At 39.4% G+C, this 19,645-nt stretch carries 21 protein-coding genes; all 21 read left to right on the top strand.

Annotation, left to right across the window (positions count from 1 at the left end):
• The first annotated feature begins 45 nt into the window (after positions 1–45).
• The 21 genes from fsa (at position 46) to atpB (ending at position 19,611) form a co-directional block, all read left to right on the top strand.
• Entirely contained in the window at positions 46–696 is a 651-nt protein-coding gene (gene fsa, locus ABS917_RS07895; RefSeq protein WP_350478495.1) for a fructose-6-phosphate aldolase, read from the top strand.
• A gap of 198 nt (positions 697–894) precedes the next feature.
• Positions 895–2,172: a UDP-N-acetylglucosamine 1-carboxyvinyltransferase gene (locus tag ABS917_RS07890; RefSeq protein ID WP_350478494.1), complete on the top strand. Its 1,278-nt coding sequence runs from the start codon at positions 895–897 to the stop codon at positions 2,170–2,172.
• Positions 2,173–2,328: 156 nt separating this feature from the next.
• On the top strand, positions 2,329–3,294 hold the full coding sequence (gene glpX, locus ABS917_RS07885; protein WP_350478493.1) for a class II fructose-bisphosphatase: 966 nt from the start codon (positions 2,329–2,331) through the stop codon (positions 3,292–3,294).
• A 196-nt stretch (positions 3,295–3,490) separates the two neighbouring features.
• On the top strand, positions 3,491–4,774 hold the full coding sequence (gene rho / locus ABS917_RS07880) for a transcription termination factor Rho (protein WP_079524631.1): 1,284 nt from the start codon (positions 3,491–3,493) through the stop codon (positions 4,772–4,774).
• Positions 4,775–5,026: 252 nt separating this feature from the next.
• Complete coding sequence (gene rpmE, locus ABS917_RS07875) at positions 5,027–5,227, top strand: 50S ribosomal protein L31 (protein ID WP_008404481.1); 201 nt, start codon at positions 5,027–5,029, stop codon at positions 5,225–5,227.
• 408 nt (positions 5,228–5,635) lie between these two features.
• Positions 5,636–6,208: a thymidine kinase gene (locus tag ABS917_RS07870; RefSeq protein WP_350478492.1), complete on the top strand. Its 573-nt coding sequence runs from the start codon at positions 5,636–5,638 to the stop codon at positions 6,206–6,208.
• 192 nt (positions 6,209–6,400) lie between these two features.
• Positions 6,401–7,477 (top strand): peptide chain release factor 1, encoded by a 1,077-nt coding sequence (gene prfA / locus ABS917_RS07865; protein ID WP_350478491.1) that lies wholly within the window; start codon positions 6,401–6,403, stop codon positions 7,475–7,477.
• Positions 7,464–8,327: a peptide chain release factor N(5)-glutamine methyltransferase gene (gene prmC, locus ABS917_RS07860; RefSeq protein WP_350478490.1), complete on the top strand. Its 864-nt coding sequence runs from the start codon at positions 7,464–7,466 to the stop codon at positions 8,325–8,327. The genes prfA and prmC overlap by 14 nt, the downstream gene beginning before the upstream one ends.
• 43 nt (positions 8,328–8,370) lie before the next feature.
• Positions 8,371–8,985 (top strand): stage II sporulation protein R, encoded by a 615-nt coding sequence (locus tag ABS917_RS07855; protein WP_350478489.1) that lies wholly within the window; start codon positions 8,371–8,373, stop codon positions 8,983–8,985.
• Between the two features lie 31 nt (positions 8,986–9,016).
• The gene (locus ABS917_RS07850; protein ID WP_350478488.1) at positions 9,017–10,048 is read left to right on the top strand and encodes an L-threonylcarbamoyladenylate synthase; all 1,032 of its coding nucleotides are present in this window, start codon (positions 9,017–9,019) and stop codon (positions 10,046–10,048) included.
• Positions 10,049–10,161: 113 nt separating this feature from the next.
• Complete coding sequence (locus ABS917_RS07845; protein ID WP_350478487.1) at positions 10,162–10,659, top strand: manganese efflux pump; 498 nt, start codon at positions 10,162–10,164, stop codon at positions 10,657–10,659.
• Between the two features lie 19 nt (positions 10,660–10,678).
• A complete protein-coding gene (locus ABS917_RS07840; protein WP_350478611.1) occupies positions 10,679–11,128 on the top strand; it encodes a low molecular weight protein arginine phosphatase in 450 nt (149 codons plus the stop codon).
• A gap of 1 nt (position 11,129) precedes the next feature.
• Positions 11,130–12,422, top strand: coding sequence for a methyl-accepting chemotaxis protein (locus ABS917_RS07835; protein ID WP_350478486.1), 1,293 nt, complete (start codon positions 11,130–11,132; stop codon positions 12,420–12,422).
• A gap of 376 nt (positions 12,423–12,798) precedes the next feature.
• A complete protein-coding gene (locus tag ABS917_RS07830; RefSeq protein WP_350478610.1) occupies positions 12,799–13,158 on the top strand; it encodes a c-type cytochrome in 360 nt (119 codons plus the stop codon).
• A gap of 291 nt (positions 13,159–13,449) precedes the next feature.
• Entirely contained in the window at positions 13,450–13,890 is a 441-nt protein-coding gene (gene rpiB, locus ABS917_RS07825) for a ribose 5-phosphate isomerase B (RefSeq protein WP_079524641.1), read from the top strand.
• Positions 13,891–13,904: 14 nt separating this feature from the next.
• Positions 13,905–14,459, top strand: coding sequence for a TIGR01440 family protein (locus tag ABS917_RS07820; RefSeq protein WP_350478484.1), 555 nt, complete (start codon positions 13,905–13,907; stop codon positions 14,457–14,459).
• 66 nt (positions 14,460–14,525) lie between these two features.
• On the top strand, positions 14,526–15,770 hold the full coding sequence (gene glyA / locus ABS917_RS07815) for a serine hydroxymethyltransferase (protein ID WP_350478483.1): 1,245 nt from the start codon (positions 14,526–14,528) through the stop codon (positions 15,768–15,770).
• Positions 15,771–15,991: 221 nt separating this feature from the next.
• Complete coding sequence (gene upp / locus ABS917_RS07810; protein ID WP_350478482.1) at positions 15,992–16,621, top strand: uracil phosphoribosyltransferase; 630 nt, start codon at positions 15,992–15,994, stop codon at positions 16,619–16,621.
• 94 nt (positions 16,622–16,715) lie between these two features.
• Positions 16,716–17,870: a non-hydrolyzing UDP-N-acetylglucosamine 2-epimerase gene (wecB, locus tag ABS917_RS07805; RefSeq protein ID WP_350478481.1), complete on the top strand. Its 1,155-nt coding sequence runs from the start codon at positions 16,716–16,718 to the stop codon at positions 17,868–17,870.
• Between the two features lie 613 nt (positions 17,871–18,483).
• The gene (locus ABS917_RS07800) at positions 18,484–18,855 is read left to right on the top strand and encodes an ATP synthase subunit I (protein WP_251689854.1); all 372 of its coding nucleotides are present in this window, start codon (positions 18,484–18,486) and stop codon (positions 18,853–18,855) included.
• A 30-nt stretch (positions 18,856–18,885) separates the two neighbouring features.
• Complete coding sequence (gene atpB / locus ABS917_RS07795) at positions 18,886–19,611, top strand: F0F1 ATP synthase subunit A (protein WP_350478480.1); 726 nt, start codon at positions 18,886–18,888, stop codon at positions 19,609–19,611.
• The last annotated feature ends 34 nt before the right edge of the window (positions 19,612–19,645 follow it).

Raw genomic sequence — 19,645 nt, 5'->3', positions numbered from 1 at the left:
GCGAGATGTGTTTTTATAATCAAATGTAAATCGGAGGCTATTATAATGAAATTTTTTATTGATACAGCAAACTTTGACGAAATTAAAGAAGCATACTCTTGGGGGATTCTATCAGGTGTAACGACAAACCCATCATTAGTGGCAAAAGAATCAGGCGTGAATTTCCACGACCGCTTACGTGAAATTGCTGAGCTAGTAAACGGCTCGGTTTCTGGTGAAGTAATTTCTTTAGACGCTGAAGGAATGATTCGTGAAGGGGAAGAATTGGCAGCGATTCACCCGAATATTACAGTAAAACTTCCAATGACACCGGAAGGATTAAAAGCATGTAAACACTTCTCTGAAAAAGGGATTAAAACGAACGTAACATTAATTTTCTCTGCAAACCAAGCATTGATGGCAGCACGTGCTGGTGCATCTTATGTATCTCCGTTCTTAGGACGTTTAGATGATATTGGTCAAGATGGCGTAGAATTAATCCGTGAAATTGCTGAAATGTTTGCTATCCACGAAATTGACACGGAAATTATTGCCGCATCTATTCGTCACCCGCAACATATTACGCAAGCTGCATTAGCTGGCGCACATATTTCAACAACTCCATACAAAGTTTTACAGCAACTGTTTAATCATCCATTAACAGACAAAGGAATCGAAGGATTTTTAGCGGATTGGGCAAAGCGTGAAGGGAAATAATAAGAATACCTCACAGCATTCTACTTAATATCAATTACGCATCGGGCGTAATTGTGTCCAGATTTTTTTGAGTTTACTCAAAAAACATCCTTTAAAAAATCTGTGACATCTGCCGGAAGCTCATCTTCATTCAGCGGATGTCTGTAGATGTCTGCTGAACGAAGATGAAATTTTGTCCAATGTAAGGGAGAACACAAAATGGATGTTTATAAAATTCAAGGCGGAAATCGTCTAAAAGGTAAAATAACCGTTAGCGGTGCAAAAAATAGCGCAGTTGCTTTAATTCCTGCATCAATTTTGGCTGATTCTTCCGTTACTATTGGAGGAATTCCAGAGATTTCAGATGCATGGACGTTAAAAGCACTACTAGAAGAAATTGGCGGCGAAGTAACATTTGAAAATGGCAAGATGACGATTGATCCATCAAAAATGGTTGCGATGCCGCTGCCAAACGGCAATGTAAAAAAATTACGTGCTTCCTATTATATGATGGGTGCCATGCTGGGACGTTTTAAACAAGCGGTAATCGGCATGCCAGGCGGGTGTTTTTTAGGGCCGCGTCCAATTGATCAGCATATTAAAGGTTTTGAAGCTTTAGGAGCAAAAGTAACAAATGAGCACGGTGCCATTTATTTACGCGCAGAAGAACTAATCGGTGCGAAGATTTATCTGGATGTTGCAAGTGTCGGCGCTACAATTAATATTATGCTGGCGGCAGTGCGTGCAAAAGGGAAAACTACCATCGAAAATGCAGCGAAAGAGCCTGAAATTATTGATGTTGCGACACTATTAACGAATATGGGTGCCAACATTAAAGGGGCAGGAACGAGCGTTATTCGTATTGAAGGTGTCGATGAGCTAAAGGGTACAAAACATACAATTATACCGGACCGAATTGAAGCAGCTACATTTATGATTATGGCTGCAGCGATAGGTGATGGTGTACTCGTCGATAATGTTATTCCGCTTCACATGGAAGCCGTTACAGCGAAACTTCGCGAAATGGGTGTAAGTGTTGAAGAGAATGAAGAAAGCATCTTCATTTCCAAGCAGACGAAACTGCAGGCAGTTGATGTAAAAACACTTGTCTATCCAGGATTCCCGACTGATGTTCAACAGCCTTTATCTGTATTAATGACACAGGCAGAAGGTACATCGATGATTACAGATACGATTTATTCTGCCCGTTTCAAACATATAGATGAACTGCGACGTATGAATGCAAAAACTCGTGTTGAAGGCAATACGGCCATCATTCAAGGGCCTGCATCTTTGGAAGGATCCACGGTAACGGCAACTGATTTACGCGCGGGTGCTGCATTAGTATTGGCTGGACTTATCGCTAAAGGTGAAACTGAAATTCACGATATTTACCATATTGAACGCGGCTATAGTTCATTGATCGAAAAGCTGTGTGCAATCGGTGCAAATATTCGTAAAGAGTCCATTGTCATTAATACAAAGAATAATGCATAAATTTGCTATAATTCGTGATCAGAACCGCGCAACGATGAGAGTATGATAATATATATTTGGGTAATAAAAATATGTTAGTTCATAATACAATTCAAAAAAGCAGTTAATTTAGGCTGTTAAAATCGGTTTTAACCGATTACAGGAGGCAAACACAAAATGGAACGTAGTTTATCAATGGAAGTAGTACGTGTAACAGAAGCAGCAGCGATTGCATCAGCGAAATGGATGGGACGCGGACTTAAAAATGAAGCGGACGACGCAGCAACAACAGCGATGCGTGTTATGTTTGATACAATCCCAATGCATGCGACAGTTGTAATTGGTGAAGGAGAAATGGATGAGGCACCGATGCTTTATATCGGTGAAGAATTAGGGCTTCGAAATGGCGGACCTGAAGTTGATATTGCAGTAGATCCATTAGAAGGTACAAATATCGTAGCAAAAGGTACAAATGGTGCGATGACAGTACTGGCAATTGCAGACCGTGGCAATCTATTAAATGCGCCTGATATGTATATGGATAAAATAGCTGTAGGACCGGAAGCAGCAGGGAAAGTCGATATTAACGCTTCTGTTACTTACAACTTATTGCAAGTGGCAAAAGCAAAAAATAAAGACATTTCCGATGTAGTAGCAACACTTTTAGACCGTCCACGCCATCAGCATATTGTCGAAGAAATTCGTGAAGCCGGTGCACGTATTAAATTCATCCAAGACGGTGATGTAGGTGCAGCGATTAACACAGCATTCGATGAAACTGGTATCGATATTATGTTCGGTATGGGTGGTGCCCCGGAAGGCGTAATTGCGGCAGTTGCGTTAAAATGTTTAGGTGGAGATTTCCAAGCGAAACTAGTGCCTGAAGATGAAGAACAGCTTGCACGTTGCGTGAAAATGGGAGTCGACGTAGATAAAGTATTAATGATGGAAGACCTGGTAAAAGGTGATGATGCGATTTTTGCAGCGACAGCTGTAACGGATTCAGAGCTTTTACGCGGTGTTCAATATAAAGGTTCCTATGCGCTTACACATTCAGTTGTTATGCGTGCAAAAACAGGAACAGTACGTTTTATTGAAGGACGCCACAGCATTGAAAAAAAACCAAAGTATGACCAAATTTAACTTCCCGTATAATGTAAGTAGCCTCAAATAGAAAATGCCCATTTTCAAATTACTTGCACTATAATATAATAAATGCCCAGTGTAAAAACTGGGCATCTTTCAAATAAAGTGTAGTATACTTCTCTTACACAAATTCCTAAACATCTTAAATAACTTAATTTTTCAAAATTAAATTTTAATAGACTGGAGAAAACGTATGACAGCATTAACAATTGCTCAATTAGAAAGCATGACATTAAAAGAATTATATGCTTTAGCGAAGCAATATAAATTATCGAATGCTAGTAAGCTAAATAAAAAGGAACTAATTTTTGCAATCTTAAAAACCCGCTCTGAACAAGAAGGCTTCTTCTTCATGGAAGGTGTTTTGGAAATTATTCCTACAGACGGCTTCGGATTCCTGCGCCCGATTAACTATTCTCCTTCAAAAGAGGATATTTACATTTCTGCTTCCCAAATTCGTCGCTTCGATTTACGAAATGGTGATAAAGTTTCAGGTAAAGTTCGTCCGCCAAAAGAAAATGAACGTTACTATGGCTTATTGCAAGTTGATGCTGTAAATGGCGAGGACCCTGAAGTTGCAAAAGAACGTGTGCATTTCCCTGCATTAACACCGCTTTACCCGAATCGCCACATTAAATTGGAAACGGTTCCCACAAAACTTTCGACGCGTATTATGGATTTAGTAGCGCCAGTTGGTTTTGGTCAGCGTGGATTAATTGTTGCACCGCCAAAAGCCGGTAAAACATCTTTATTAAAGGAAATTGCCAACGCTATTACGACAAACCATCCGGAAGCGGAACTGATCGTCCTACTTATTGATGAGCGTCCGGAAGAAGTAACGGACATCGAGCGTTCAGTTAATGCAGACGTTGTATCTTCAACGTTTGATGAAGTACCTGAAAATCATGTAAAAGTAGCGGAAATCGTATTGGAACGTGCGCGTCGTCTAGTAGAACAAAAACGTGATGTTATTATTTTAATGGACTCGATTACACGTTTGGCACGTGCCTATAACTTAGTAATCCCGCCAAGCGGACGTACTCTTTCAGGCGGTATTGACCCTGCTGCATTCCACCGTCCGAAGCGTTTCTTCGGTTCTGCCCGCAATATTGAAGAGGGCGGCAGTCTAACAATTTTAGCGACTGCACTTGTTGATACAGGCAGCCGTATGGACGAAGTAATTTATGAAGAATTTAAAGGAACGGGTAACCTTGAATTGCACTTAGATCGCAGCTTGGCAGAACGCCGTATTTTCCCTGCAATCGATATCCGCCGTTCAGGAACACGTAAAGAAGAGCTTCTTATTCCGAAAGACCAGCTTGATAAATTATGGGCAATCCGTAAAACATTCAGCGATTCACATGACTTCGGTGAAAAGTTCTTGCGCAAACTACGCACAACAAAAACAAACGAAGAGTTCTTTGAAAAGCTTGATACAGATATGAAGAAAGCTACGAATGGTAAAGGGTTGTTATAGATTTTAGAAGATTGAGCGGGAGTGGAAATCGAGTTCTTGATTTAGTGAGGAACTACATACATTCAATTTCGTAAAATAATATAAAATAGTTGCAACCTTTTTTAAAACTTGCTATACTTCTTTAAGTATGAAACGTGCACATATATAGCTGACCTCAACACATTACGTATGTAGTGACATATTCGGGCTATGTAAGGTGCAGTTCGAAAATACTCTGTTCCGGATGGTTCAGGGCGAGAGGAGAAAACGAATATGAAACAAGGTATCCACCCAGATTACAAAGTAGCAACAGTAACTTGCTCTTGTGGTAATTCTTTTGAAACAGGTTCAGTTAAAGAAAAGATCTCAATCGAGTTCTGTAACGAATGTCACCCATTCTATACAGGTCGTCAAAAGTTCGCTTCTGCTGACGGACGTGTAGATCGCTTCAACAAAAAATATGGTATGAAATAATACCTCTGCCCATTTCCACATTGCTGGAAATGGGTTTTTAATTTTTTGAGGCTTTATTAGAAGATATTATGAAGTTATCAGAAAACTTTTGCAGGCTATTAGAAAATCTGAGGGGTTTATTTGAAAATCTCAAACCGATATTAGAAATTGTACATAATATATTAGAAGATTAGACTTTTACTAGTAGAAATAAAAATATATTAGAAGAAATTAGAAGAAATTAGAAATCTTTCGCACATGTTTTTCTCAAGAGAAAGATTCTAATAAATAGAGCACGTTTTGCAATAGACGAATGACAAAAAACTAGCTAAGATAAAAGAAGTGAAAAGTTGACCTTGAGTTTGATACTCAAGGTTTTTTGTTGGTGAAGACGAACTTGTAATTTTAATTAGAAACGAGGACAAATAAATGGCGCAATTATTTTATAAGCATGGGGCGATGAATAGCGGGAAATCGATTGAAATTTTAAAAGTTGCCCACAATTATGAAGAACAGAATAAAGCTGTACTGATTTTTACTTCAGGAATCGATACGCGCGATGAAGTCGGAACGGTTTCAAGCCGAATTGGTCTAAGACGTCCGGCAATTGCGGTTTTTGAAGATACAAATATATATGAAATCGTAGAAAAACACGAAGAAAAATTATATTGTGTACTTGTAGACGAAGTACAATTCTTATCAAAAGAGCATGTTTTGCAGCTGACACAAATTGTCGATGAGCTGAACATACCTGTTATGGGCTTTGGTTTAAAAAATGACTTCCAGAATGAGCTGTTTGAAGGCAGCCGTTATATGACGATTTACGCGGATAAAATTGAGGAAATGAAAACAATTTGCTGGTTCTGTCATAAGAAAGCGACGATGAACTTACGAGTAGATGAAAATAAAAAACCGGTCCGTACAGGTGATCAAATTCAAATTGGGGGTAATGATAGTTATTATCCTGTTTGCCGCAAATGTCATTCCAATCCGCCACTATAATTTAAAGTGAACGGCACACCAGAATTTAAATATATGAATGCCGATGTGTAAATGATATGAAGAAAGTTCAACATAGATGTAGCAACAACCGTAAAATTTCTTTATACTAGTAAAGGTGCATTTTAACGTGACTCGTGAGAAGACGAGTGAAATACAACTAATAATAAAATAACTTTTAGAGGTGAAATATAGATGTTTGATCGTTTACAGGCGGTTGAAGACCGTTACGAAAGATTAAATGAATTACTGAGCGACCCGGATATCGTCAGCGATTCCAATAAGCTTCGCGAATATTCGAAAGAGCAATCCGATATTCAGGAAATGGTAGATGTATACCGTGAATACAAATCGGTAAAAGAGCAACTGGCAGATACACGCGAATTAATGGAAATTGAAAAAGATGCAGATATGCTGGAAATGATGAAGGAAGAGTTTAATGACTTAAACAAACAAGTTCCGGAGTTAGAAGATAGTCTGCGTATTTTATTAATTCCTAAAGACCCGAACGATTCGAAAAACGTAATTATGGAGGTCCGCGGAGCTGCTGGTGGCGACGAGGCCAATATTTTTGCAGGTGACCTATTCCGTATGTATACACGCTATGCGGAAACGCAAGGCTGGAAAGTAGACGTAATGGAAGCAACACCAAACCCGGCAGGCGGCTATAAAGAAGTAATTTTCATGATTAACGGTCAAGGTGCATATTCAAAATTCAAATATGAAAATGGCGCACACCGTGTTCAACGTGTACCAGCGACGGAATCACAAGGCCGTATTCATACATCAACTGCTACGGTAGCATGTTTACCGGAAGTACATGTAGAAGATGTAGAAATTCATGAAAAAGATATTCGCGTTGATACATTCGCTTCATCTGGCGCGGGTGGTCAGTCGGTAAATACAACGATGTCTGCTGTTCGTATGACCCACTTACCGACAGGCGTTGTCGTTTCGATGCAGGATGAACGTTCACAAATTAAGAACCGTGAAAAAGCGATGAAAATTTTAGTTGCGCGTGTAGCGGATAAACACCGTCAAGAAGCGCAGGCTGAAATCGATGCAACACGTAAGACAGCAGTAGGAACAGGCGACCGTTCTGAACGTATCCGTACTTACAACTATCCACAAAACCGTGTAACAGATCACCGAATTGGTTTAACGATTCAAAAACTTGACCAAATCGTTGAAGGTAAGTTGGATGAAATCATCGATGCACTTATTTTAGATGAGCAGGCAACACGCTTATCAAATTTAAATGAAGATGCATAAAACCATTTTTGAGGCCCTGAATGGGGCTTCTTCTTTTTTAGAGGAAAACGGTCGCGAAGGAAATGCCGCACGGATTTTATTGCAGCATATTTTACAGACAAGCTATTCAGGATTAATGATGAAGATGCACGACACTCTACCCGAAGAGCAGCAACAGCAGTTTGATGCTTTTATTCTAGAGCATGTGAAAGGGCGCCCTGTACAATATATAACGGGTACAGAAGAATTTTACGGACGTACATTTGTAGTTGATGAATCGGTACTGATTCCTCGTCCGGAAACGGAAGAACTGATCGTTGGAACGATTGAGCGAATCAGCAAGTTATTTGGGGATAAACAAAATCTGAAGTTTGCCGACATCGGGACAGGCAGTGGTGCCATTGCCATTACAATGAAAAAGGAATGTCCGCAGCTTAATGTAACAGCAACGGATCTTTCACCTGCAGCACTTGCAACAGCACAAAAAAACGCTGAACAGCTGCAGGCAGAAATTACATTTAAACTCGGTGACTTAACAGAACCGATTGCAAATGAAAAGTGGGATATTGTCCTTTCCAATCCGCCTTATATCGCATATGAGGAAATGGAGGAAATGTCCGATGTCGTCGTAGCGCACGAACCTCATCAGGCATTGTTTGCTGATGAAGACGGACTCTTGCTTTATCGTAAACTAGCAGAAAATTTACCGGCCCTTATGAAAAGGCCGGCATTAATTGGCCTGGAAATCGGCTATACACAAGGGGAAGCCGTAGCGAACTTTTTCAGAAAAAGCTTTCCGAATGCCCATGTAACAGTCGTTCAAGATATAAATAAAAAAGATCGTATTGTTTTTTGTGAGATTAGTGAATAAAAAATAGATTCCTTGTAAACAATGTTTGCAAGGGGGAATGTTTATGTTACATGATTACGATATTCAAAATGAATCCAATCTATTTTTAGCGATTGCTAAATTACTAATAAGTGTTCTATTTTTATATTGTGCGGCTACGTTTATACCTACTTTCGTAGATGAAGTGCGTTTTGATCAGGAACAAAGCAACGACCAGTTGAAGTACCGTGTCATTGCCAACAGTTCGACAAATGCAGACCAGTTGATCAAGTATGAAGTCGTAGAGTCGATTCAAGCCTATATTCAAAGAACGCCGGATTTTTCGGAAGATATCCACAGTGTGGAAAAGATGTATCAGGAAATTCAGAAAACTTACCCACAATTAAAAATCACCTATAAATTTGGGGATAACTTAGTGCCTCCAAAGTGGGCGGCAGGACAATTTTATCCACAGAAAAATTATTACTCTGTCAATTTCACTATTGGACAGGGGCGAGGCGAAAACTGGTTCTGTGCAGTATTCCCAACGCTTTGTATAGTTAATGAGTCGGTGGAAAATGAACGGCCGCCATTTTTTATTGCTGAATGGTGGGAAAAACATATGGAAAAAAGTGATCCACAAAACACAGAAGAACTTGTAGAAAATGATCCAACTTACTCACAATTTGTGGATAGTTAAATCAAACATTTACAGAAAGGAGGAAAAAGTAATGCACACTTTCCAATTAAATGTGGATGAATTTGTGGATAATTCAGAAAATTATACACAGGCTGTGGATTTATTAAATAACGGCGAAATAGTCGCTTTTCCGACAGAAACCGTATATGGCTTAGGTGCTGTTGCGACAAATGAGCAGGCAGTAAAGAAAATATTTGCCGCAAAAGGACGACCTTCAGATAATCCGTTGATTGTACATATAGGAATGGTGCAAGAAGTATCGTTGTATACAACAAATATTTCGGAAGTTGCAAAAAATTGTATGGATGCTTTTTGGCCGGGTCCATTGACGCTTGTCATGCATGCAAAGCCGAATGTTTTAGCGCCAAGTGTTACGGCAGGATTAGATACGGTCGGAATTCGTATGCCTGATCATCCAGTAGCACTGGAACTTCTTCGAACATTAAAGAAACCGTTAGCCGCGCCAAGTGCGAATCGCAGCGGTAAACCCAGCCCGACGAAAGCTGAACATGTATTTGAAGATTTGCAAAACATAATTCCTTGTATTTTAGATGGAGGAATGACAGGGATTGGACTTGAATCGACCGTTTTGGATGTTACGCTGGATACACCCGTTATTTTACGTCCGGGCGGGGTGACAAAAGAAATGCTGGAAGCTGTAATCGGTCCAGTTCTTGAGCCAAGCCTGGAACAGCAGAAAATTGAATCGACTCCGAAAGCGCCTGGTATGAAATATACTCACTATGCACCGGAAGCTCCCGTCTATTTAATAGAGGCAAATAAGGAAGCAATTGAAACGGCTATCGCCGAATTAAAACCTGAGCATAAAGTTGCCTTATTGGCACCGGATAGCTTTAAAGAAATTAAAGCCGATTATTATTTTTCATTCGGTCATGCACATGATCTCGAACAAATGAGTGCTTCGTTATATGATACATTGCGTGCATGCGATAAAACAGATGCTACGATTATTTTAGCGACGGCAACATCAAAAACAGGTGTTGGTACAGCTATTATGAACCGTCTGGAAAAGGCGTCAGGCGGCAAATGGTATTCACTATAAGAAATAAAACCACATCTTGCAACAGTGAGATGTGGTTTTTGTGTATAAACAAAAGGATATTTCCCGACCTAAAAGCATAAATTACAACAGCGCATAGTGGAAGAGGGGAATAGATGCAAGAAGTAGTTGCCGGAATCTTGATGTCGTTCGATGTCGTTGCACTGTATTTAATAGCTACAAATGTTAAGGCGAAATGGTTATTAGCTTTATGGACGGCATTTTTACATATGCTTTTTCCGTTACTCGGTTACCGCTTTGGGGAATGGCTTGCCGTCTATTTAACAAACTGGGCGTCAGGCCTTTCTACACTGTTATTGTTTTTTGTTGGGCTGCAATTACTGCTCTCTAAGAAAGATGAAAGTTTTCCGGCAATGTCACTACCGATAATTGCGATCTTTGCAAGTATTGACACCTTTTCAGTTAGCCTATCTTTTGGTATGCTAAATTTACAAAAATATGTTTTTGTTATTAGTGCCGGCCTATCAACATTTATATTGTCGTATGCTGCATTGGTTATAGCGCAAAAATCGCCAATTTTTAAAAATAATGCATTAAAAAAAGTAGCAGGAATCCTCCTGATTATTATGAGTGTGATGCTACTAAAATGGTAAATTAGAGGGTGTGAGGAACATTAATATTTATTTTATTTGTACAGGCAACACATGTAGAAGTCCTATGGCAGCAGCAATTTTACAAGCAAAAAACTATGAGAATATTACTGTGCGTTCAGCAGGTATTTATGCGCACGAAGGCAGTGACATGTCCCTGAACGCAAAGGAAATATTACACAGGAAAAATATTGCGCAATCGCACCGTTCATCCCAATTTACGGTAGAAGATGCACAATGGGCGGACTTGATTTTAACGATGACGACCGCTCATAAAGAAATGGTCCTTCGTTTAGTAGGTGAAGCGGCACATAAAACGTTTACGTTAAATGAATATGTAGCAATGGAAACAGGGCTTGATATTCAAGATCCATTCGGTGGAAACCTGCAAGTATATGAACAAACGTATGAGCAATTGAACGAAGCAATTAATAAGCTGGAAACTAAATTGAAATTGGAGGATAAAATTTAACATGAACTCTCAGAAAAAGATCTTTAGTTTGCGCCGGAAGCTCATATTGTTCGTCGGGATACTAGCGCTGATTACCTACACTTGCAGTTTTGTATTTATCGAATTTTTACATCCAATGTTTTTTGAATCGACAAGCACAAGCGTATTTCAGATTATTACCTATTTATTGGGAATCTTTTGGTCATGTGCATTAGCAGCTGTATTCGGTTTAGTCATTGTTCGCCCGTTGCAGCAATTGGAACGCAGTGCAAACCATGTAGCGGAAGGTAAAATCGGACAAGATGTCGAAATGCCAAAAACAAATGATGAAATTCGCTCTGTAGCAGAGGCATTTCAAACGATGGTATTTAATTTGCGCAAGATGGTAAACGGCATTGAAGACAATTACAAGTCAACCGATGAAACGATTTTGAAATTGTCGGAAGAAAGTATTTCTGTTACGAACAACGCCGAGCAAATTACAAGCAATATTAGTCAAATTTCATTAGGGGCTGAATCTTCGGCAGTTGCCATTCAAGAAACAGTGGAAGCAATTGAAGAAGTTCGCGCATTAGCCGCAGAAGTGAACAATAAAGCACTACATACAGCAAGTCGTTCAAAAAATCTATTAACAAATTTAACGTCTACAACAGATTCGATCCATGGTGTTGTAAACAGTATTAAAAAAATCGCAACAGATAATGAAAATTCACTAGTAAATATTCGCGAGCTGGAAAAAAATGCCGAGCAGATTGAACGGATTATAAGTTTAGTAGGCGATATCGCAGGACAAACAAATTTGCTTGCTCTAAACGCATCGATTGAAGCTGCACGAGCAGGTGAGCATGGTAAGGGCTTTGCGGTTGTTGCAGAGGAAGTCCGTGGTTTGGCGGATGAAAGTGCCAGCGCTGTGCAGGGGATTACAACATTGATCCACACGATGCAGCAAAATGTTTCAGTTGTAGTAAAACAGATGAACGAACAAGTATCATTTGCGGTAAATGAATCATCACGTGTTTCTGAAACGACTTCAGCAGTTGAAGGTATGACAAAATCTGTTTATGAAATGGCCGATGATGTTGTCCAAATTTCAGAATTAGTCGCAAAGCAAATGAAAAATATTGAACATACGTCACATCAATCACAGGAAGTGGCGGCAATTGCCGAGCAAACTTCTGCGAGTGCACAGGAAGTAACATCTGCTTCACTTGAACAGGCCGAAGCGATCAAGCAAGTAGAAGAACTGGCAAGCAATTTAAAACAACAATCTGCAGAGCTTTATCGAATGATTCAACAATTCGACCGCGCACAGTAGATTAAAATATAGAATTTAAAATACCTGATGGGTAAACGGGCATGTTTATCTGTTAGGTATTTTTTATTGAGGGAAGCGCATTTCAATGAAGGTTTTCTAATAAGAAGGGGAGATTGTCTAATAGCCGCGGTAAAGTTCTAATAAAAAGTGGATCTTCTAATATATTGGGTGATTGTTCTAAAATCCTTCACTGATTTTCTAATAAAGGTTATAAATGTTCAACTAAACACTGTCGACCTTCTAATATCCGAAGTAAATGTTCTAATAATCATTACCAAGCTTACAAAATCATGAACTCGTTTCAAAAATAAAAAGGCTGGGTATGGTACACTATTGTTTACAATAATTAGTCCTGGGGGGATTTATATTGAACAAGATGAAGTACTGGTTACTGATGGGTGTAGTTGTAGCGGGTCTGGCTGGATGTGGAGACGCAGAGGATGAGAATACTACAGATTCAGTTGACTCAACACCAGCCGAATCCACTGAATCATCAGGAGGAACGGACTCAGCTGAAACTACAGATGTCTCGGCAGGTGAAAAAGTGGCAAATGCCAGTTGTGTAGGGTGTCATGGCGGAGATTTAACGGGAGCAATGGGACCGGACTTAACGAACACTTCTTTATCAAAAGAGGAAATTGTTGATGTACTAGTCAATGGTAAAGGTGCAATGCCACCTGGTACAGCAGATGGTGAAGAAGAAGAGGTAGCCGAATATATTTTATCGCTACAATAATTGTTAAAGACCCGCTCCTAATCTGAGCGGTCTTTTTTATTGAAAACTAATTGGCCAAAGCCTTTTCAATTTAACAAACCCACGTAAAGCTGAACATTGAAGTAATTAATGATGAAAATATAAGGGAATATCACCAGAATGTTAACGATATAGTATAATTCTTTAATTATTATTCGTATTTTTGCATGTATTTTGAAAGTTATTAGGAAAAGACGTGTTAATCTTCCGGAATAAATGGTACACTGATGGTGAATATAATAAGTAAACAAAAACAAGGCAGGAGGGATCTTCATGAAAATTGCAATTTCTTCAGATCACGGCGGGAATAATTTACGTAAAGAGATCATGTCACTACTTGATGAAATGTCAATCAGTTATGAAGACTTTGGTCCACAAACGGACGAGTCGGTAGATTACCCGGACTATGCACGTCCAGTAGCTGAGCGAGTAGCTGCAGGGGAATTTGACAGAGGGATTTTAATTTGCGGAACAGGCATTGGAATTTCAATTGCTGCAAACAAATTTAAAGGGATTCGTTGTGCACTTGTACATGACGTGTTCTCGGCAAAAGCAACACGTTGTCACAATGACTCGAACGTTTTAGCAATGGGTGAGCGTGTAATTGGTCCAGGGCTGGCACGCGAGATTGTTGCGACTTGGTTGGATACACAGTTTGAAGGCGGTCGTCATATTCGCCGTGTTGAAAAGATTACCGAAATCGAAGAAGGGTAACAGATGGTGATTCAATGACAAACTTACACGATTTGCAAAAAGATTTAGCGCAAGCATTATCCGAATTTGAGCAACAAGTGAAGTTTTCTGAAGGTCAGCTATTTGTCATCGGCTGTTCCACATCGGAAGTGATGGGTGAGAAGATTGGAACAGCTGGTGCACTCGATGTTGCGCAAGTTCTGTACGAAGAATTTTCAATATTCGCGCAAAGACATAAAATTCACTTAGTTTTCCAAGGCTGCGAGCATATTAACCGTGCTTTAACACTTGAGGCTGCAGCCGCTAAAATGTACCATTTAGAACCTGTTTCGGTCATTCCTGTCCGTACAGCAGGTGGCTCCATGTCTGCATACGCCTTTACACAAATGGATGAACCTGTAATTGTGGAAACCATCCAAGCACATTACGGGATAGATATCGGTCAAACATTAATCGGCATGCATTTAAAAGCAGTTGCTGTACCTATACGAACATCTGTTAAGCAATTAGGCAATGCAGTTATTACGTTGGCGACAACACGTCCGAAACTTATCGGTGGAGAACGTGCGCAATATACCGTAACACCTTAACGTTACATATATCATTTAACTTGGAAACTCCGAGCGATTCGGAAGTAAATTTAGGGGGATTTGAAAATGGCATTTGAAAAATTAGCAGGACAAGACAAGGCAATTTTAGACGCAATTTTATTAGAGAAAAAACGTCAAAACACAAACATCGAACTAATCGCATCAGAAAACTTCGTATCGGAAGCTGTAATGGAAGCACAAGGTTCATATTTAACAAATAAATATGCAGAAGGTTATCCTGGCAAACGCTATTATGGCGGTTGTGAACATGTAGACGTAGTGGAAAACATTGCGCGTGACCGTGCAAAGGAATTATTCGGTGCGGCATATGTTAACGTACAGCCACACTCAGGTGCACAAGCGAACATGGCAGTTTACCATACAATTTTAAAACCTGGTGATACAGTACTTGGTATGAACTTATCACACGGTGGTCACTTAACACATGGTTCACCAGTAAACTTCTCAGGTATTCTATATAACTTCGTAGAGTACGGTGTAACAGAAGATACAAACTTAATAGATTATGAAGATGTTCGCCAAAAAGCATTGGAATCAAAGCCGAAATTAATCGTTGCTGGTGCATCAGCTTATCCTCGTGCAATCGACTTTGCAAAGTTCCGTGAAATCGCGGATGAAGTTGGCGCATATTTCATGGTTGATATGGCGCATATTGCCGGCTTAGTAGCAGCAGGCGAGCACCAAAATCCAGTACCGTATGCAGATTTCGTAACGACTACAACTCATAAAACTTTACGTGGTCCTCGTGGCGGTATGATTTTAACTAATGATGAAAAATGGGAAAAAGAATTAAATAAATCAGTATTCCCAGGTATTCAGGGCGGTCCACTAATGCATGTCATCGCTGCAAAAGCAGTATCTTTCGGTGAAGCATTACAACCGGAATTTAAAGAATACGCAAAACAAATTAAAGCAAATGCAGCTGCACTTGCAAAATCTTTAGTGGATGAAGGTGTTGAAATCGTATCAGGCGGTACGGATAACCACTTACTTCTATTAAATGTGAAATCTTTAGGGTTAACAGGTAAAGTAGCTGAGCATGTATTGGATGAAGTTGCCATTACAACAAACAAAAACACAATTCCATTCGACACAGAATCACCATTCGTTACATCAGGTATCCGTGTAGGTACAGCAGCTGTAACTTCTCGCGGTTTCAAAGAAGAAGATGTAATCGAAGTAGGGAAAATTATCGCTTCAGTTCTTAAAAATCATGAAGATGCAGCAGTAAAAGAAGAAGCGCGCAAACGTGTTGAAGCACTTACAGCAAAATATCCTCTATACGCATAATTGAGTTGAAGCCCTCTATTTACAATATGTAAATAGAGGGCTTTTTTATTAGAAGAAATAACGAATAGATAGGCAACTGCAAGCGAATCCTAAATGAGTATATATTTGTTCTATTTTTGTGTTATAAAAAGGGCAATTTTTAAAACATTCCTGTCATAGTTTTCGTTAACTTTATTTTCTGTTATACTATTTTAGATAAACAACAGTTAGGAGATGTCAACGTGAGTAAAGTATACGTATTTGACCACCCATTAATCCAACATAAGTTAACTTATATTCGAGATAAAGAAACAGGAACAAAAGAATTCCGGGAGTTAGTTGATGAAGTAGCAACATTAATGGCTTTTGAAATTACTCGGGATTTACCACTAGAAGAAATTGAAGTGGACACACCTGTTACGAAGGCGAAGGCAAAAGTATTATCTGGGAAGAAAATGGCGATTGTCCCAATTTTACGTGCGGGTATCGGAATGGTAGATGGCGTATTAAAATTAATTCCTGCTGCAAAAGTAGGTCATATTGGTCTTTACCGTGACCCGGTAACATTAAAGCCAGTAGAATATTATGCGAAACTTCCAGCAGATGTGGAAGAACGTGACTTCATTATTGTTGACCCGATGTTAGCAACGGGTGGATCAGCTGTAGAAGCGATCAATTCACTGAAAAAACGCGGCGCAAAAAGCATCAAATTTATGTGTCTGATCGCAGCTCCAGAAGGTGTGGAAGAAATACAGAAATTACACCCTGATGTAGATATTTACATTGCATCTCTAGACGAAAAATTGGATGATCATGGCTATATCGTACCAGGTTTGGGTGATGCCGGGGATCGTTTATTCGGAACAAAATAATAAATAAACGAGACGTCCGTAAGCAGTTGCGGGCGTTTTCTATTAATACGGCAAGTGAGAGAATTAATTATAGATTAGACAAGGAGAAAGAATAATGACGAAGAAGTTTAAAGTTATGACGATTTTTGGAACACGTCCGGAAGCAATTAAAATGGCGCCTCTTGTGCTGGAACTGGAAAAGCATCCGGAACAAATTGAATCGATTGTTACTGTAACGGCTCAGCACCGTCAAATGCTTGACCAAGTGTTGGAGACTTTTGAAATTACACCGGATTATGATTTAAATATTATGAAAGACCGTCAAACATTAGTAGATGTAGCGACAAATGCACTTTTAGGGCTTGATCGAGTAATGAAAGAAGCGAAGCCTGATATCGTATTGGTACATGGTGATACGGCGACAACTTTTGTTGGAAGTCTGGCGGCTTTCTACAATCAAATTGCCATTGGACATGTTGAAGCAGGACTTCGTACAGGTCAAAAATATTCACCTTATCCTGAAGAGATGAACCGTCAGTTGACAGGTGTAATGGCAGATCTGCATTTTGCGCCAACTGAGCAATCTCGTGCAAACCTGTTAAAGGAAAATAAACCGGCAGAGGCGATTTTCGTAACTGGTAACACGGCAATTGATGCATTAAAAACAACAGTCAGTGACCACTACACACATCCGGTTATTGAAAAAATCGGTTCTGACCGTATGATTTTACTAACTGCACACCGTCGTGAAAATCTAGGTGAGCCAATGCGTAATATGTTCCGTGCAATTATGCGTCTGTTGAACGAGCATGATGATGTTCAGGTTGTTTACCCGGTGCACATGAATCCTGCAGTACGCGAAGTAGCCAATGAAATTTTAGGAGACAACCCGCGTATTCATTTAATTGAACCGTTGGAAGTATTTGATTTTCACAATTTCGCTGCCCGCTCTTACATGATTTTAACGGATTCTGGCGGTGTTCAAGAAGAAGCGCCATCGTTAGGGAAGCCGGTACTGGTTTTACGTGATACGACAGAGCGTCCTGAAGGGATTGCGGCAGGTACGTTGAAACTTGCGGGTACAGATGAGGAAGTTATCTACAAGATGGCAAAGGAATTATTAATAAATGACGAGGCTTATGAAGCGATGGCACATGCATCGAATCCGTATGGAGATGGATATGCTTCAGAGCGAATCGTGGAAGCATTACTGAAATTTGCTCAAAAACAGTTAGTAGAAGAAATTATCGAAAAAGCACAAACGCGATAATATAAAATAGTACTGAAATTTACTAATTTTAGAAACGAAAAACAGGGGATAGGATTTATCCCCTGTTGTCAAGTAGAAAAACAACTATTATTGCCGAAAAATTTTTTCTTGGATATAAAAAGTGTAACGTGATGGAAAAAACGCATGAAATAGCGAATTTTAGCGTTAGTGAAAAAATGCAAAAAATATTTATGCATAACTATACACAAATTTGTCAACAATTTGACAAGGAATGTATCTATGTGAAGTTTTTCACCATTACTAATTGACATCAAAAACCCCCTATTGTATGCTTACAAAGGGTAAGAATGATAAGAGTTTCGCCTAGTCAAAAGACGTTGAAACGCTTGTTATATCAAGTTTCTACTAGATTGACAGTTGAAACGAAACTCGTCAATTTGCAACGTTCTATGCGTCTGGATGAAGTCCGTTAAGATTAAGAGACACTTAGAAGTATGAAATGAATGTTCACTATGGAATTTTCCTGAAGTGGAAATTATTTACTACTTGTAATGGCCTCTAATTTTGTAGTGCATTTACTACGTTTTAAATTCATTTAATGGTCGATGAACACTTTCTTTACTCGAAAAAAGTTTCAGGAGATTAACTGCCAATGCTAAATTTGCATCACGTTTTTGCAATGCAGAAGAAAGCGTTCTTTTTTTTGCTTGCTGTTTGTACGTTAGGCTGGGGATTTTCGCCATATGATTCTATATTTGCTGGTATAGCCCTAGGTGCGTTCTTTGGTACGTATAATTTTTGGATTTTACTTCGACGTATGGAAAAATTTGACCGTTCCATTAGTGAAGGGACAAAAGTAGCATCTATCGGTACAGCGCTTCGCTTTGGATCAGGTGTTGCCGCAGTCGCAATCGCAATATCGTTGCCACAATATTTTCACTTAATAAGCACGGTCATTGGGCTGATGATTCCGTACATCTTTTTAGTAGTAGAAAGAGTAGTACATCATATAAAAAGCCACTAAGGTGCATTTGAAAGAGAGGTGAATGCAAAAATGGATCATACAGCTCCAGAGCTACATTTGGATTTAGGCTTTATGACGCTTACTTTCAACTTATCTACAGTACTAACTCTCTTAGTAGCTGCAGTCATCGTATTTATTATCGCGTTTGTTTCAACACGTACACTTGCGTTAAAACCGACTGGTATGCAGAACTTCATGGAATGGATTATGGATTTCGTGAAAAATATTATTAAGAGTAACATGGACTGGAAAACTGGTGGACGCTTCCACATTCTAGGGATTACATTAATCATGTTCATTGCAGTGTCCAACTTACTTGGTTTACCAATGGGTGGTATTGCTTACGGCAGTGATTTATGGTGGAAATCACCAACAGCCGATCCAGTCGTAACAATGACATTAGCTTCGATGGTTCTAGTATTAACACAGTATTATGGCGTGAAAATGCAAGGTACAGGCGGTTATGCTAAAACATTCTTCCAACCAATGTCATTTATGTTCCCGTTAAAAGTTATTGAAGAGTTTGCAAATACGTTAACTCTTGGTCTACGTCTTTACGGTAACATTTACGCCGGTGAGATTTTACTAACGTTACTAACTGGTTTAGCAGTTTCAAGTGCGTTTGGTTTCTTCGGTGCAATCGTACCTATGATGGCGTGGATGGGATTCTCGATTTTCATCGGGTTTATCCAAGCTTTCATTTTCACTATGTTAACGATGGTTTACATGGCTCACAAAGTGAGTACAGACCATTAATTATAAGTTTCCGCATTCAATGTAGTGCGGTGAT

Origin of the sequence: Solibacillus sp., assembly GCF_040273735.1 — a bacterium.
GTDB lineage: Bacteria > Bacillota > Bacilli > Bacillales_A > Planococcaceae > Solibacillus.
Note: the sequence above shows the minus strand (reverse complement) of the source record. Positions and strands in the feature narration are given on the sequence as shown.

Bases quoted from the DNA above. Each gene is read 5' to 3' on its own strand.
- ABS917_RS07830 (WP_350478610.1), top strand. From the start codon at position 12,799: ATGAAGTACTGGTTACTGATGGGTGTAGTTGTAGCGGGTCTGGCTGGA.
- ABS917_RS07855 (WP_350478489.1), top strand. From the start codon at position 8,371: ATGTTACATGATTACGATATTCAAAATGAATCCAATCTATTTTTAGCG.
- wecB (WP_350478481.1), top strand. From the start codon at position 16,716: ATGACGAAGAAGTTTAAAGTTATGACGATTTTTGGAACACGTCCGGAA.
- glpX (WP_350478493.1), top strand. From the start codon at position 2,329: ATGGAACGTAGTTTATCAATGGAAGTAGTACGTGTAACAGAAGCAGCA.
- ABS917_RS07820 (WP_350478484.1), top strand. From the start codon at position 13,905: ATGACAAACTTACACGATTTGCAAAAAGATTTAGCGCAAGCATTATCC.
- prfA (WP_350478491.1), top strand. From the start codon at position 6,401: ATGTTTGATCGTTTACAGGCGGTTGAAGACCGTTACGAAAGATTAAAT.
- prmC (WP_350478490.1), top strand. From the start codon at position 7,464: ATGAAGATGCATAAAACCATTTTTGAGGCCCTGAATGGGGCTTCTTCT.
- ABS917_RS07850 (WP_350478488.1), top strand. From the start codon at position 9,017: ATGCACACTTTCCAATTAAATGTGGATGAATTTGTGGATAATTCAGAA.
- ABS917_RS07890 (WP_350478494.1), top strand. From the start codon at position 895: ATGGATGTTTATAAAATTCAAGGCGGAAATCGTCTAAAAGGTAAAATA.
- atpB (WP_350478480.1), top strand. From the start codon at position 18,886: ATGGATCATACAGCTCCAGAGCTACATTTGGATTTAGGCTTTATGACG.
- fsa (WP_350478495.1), top strand. From the start codon at position 46: ATGAAATTTTTTATTGATACAGCAAACTTTGACGAAATTAAAGAAGCA.
- ABS917_RS07835 (WP_350478486.1), top strand. From the start codon at position 11,130: ATGAACTCTCAGAAAAAGATCTTTAGTTTGCGCCGGAAGCTCATATTG.
- ABS917_RS07845 (WP_350478487.1), top strand. From the start codon at position 10,162: ATGCAAGAAGTAGTTGCCGGAATCTTGATGTCGTTCGATGTCGTTGCA.
- rho (WP_079524631.1), top strand. From the start codon at position 3,491: ATGACAGCATTAACAATTGCTCAATTAGAAAGCATGACATTAAAAGAA.
- ABS917_RS07870 (WP_350478492.1), top strand. From the start codon at position 5,636: ATGGCGCAATTATTTTATAAGCATGGGGCGATGAATAGCGGGAAATCG.
- rpiB (WP_079524641.1), top strand. From the start codon at position 13,450: ATGAAAATTGCAATTTCTTCAGATCACGGCGGGAATAATTTACGTAAA.
- glyA (WP_350478483.1), top strand. From the start codon at position 14,526: ATGGCATTTGAAAAATTAGCAGGACAAGACAAGGCAATTTTAGACGCA.
- rpmE (WP_008404481.1), top strand. From the start codon at position 5,027: ATGAAACAAGGTATCCACCCAGATTACAAAGTAGCAACAGTAACTTGC.
- ABS917_RS07800 (WP_251689854.1), top strand. From the start codon at position 18,484: ATGCTAAATTTGCATCACGTTTTTGCAATGCAGAAGAAAGCGTTCTTT.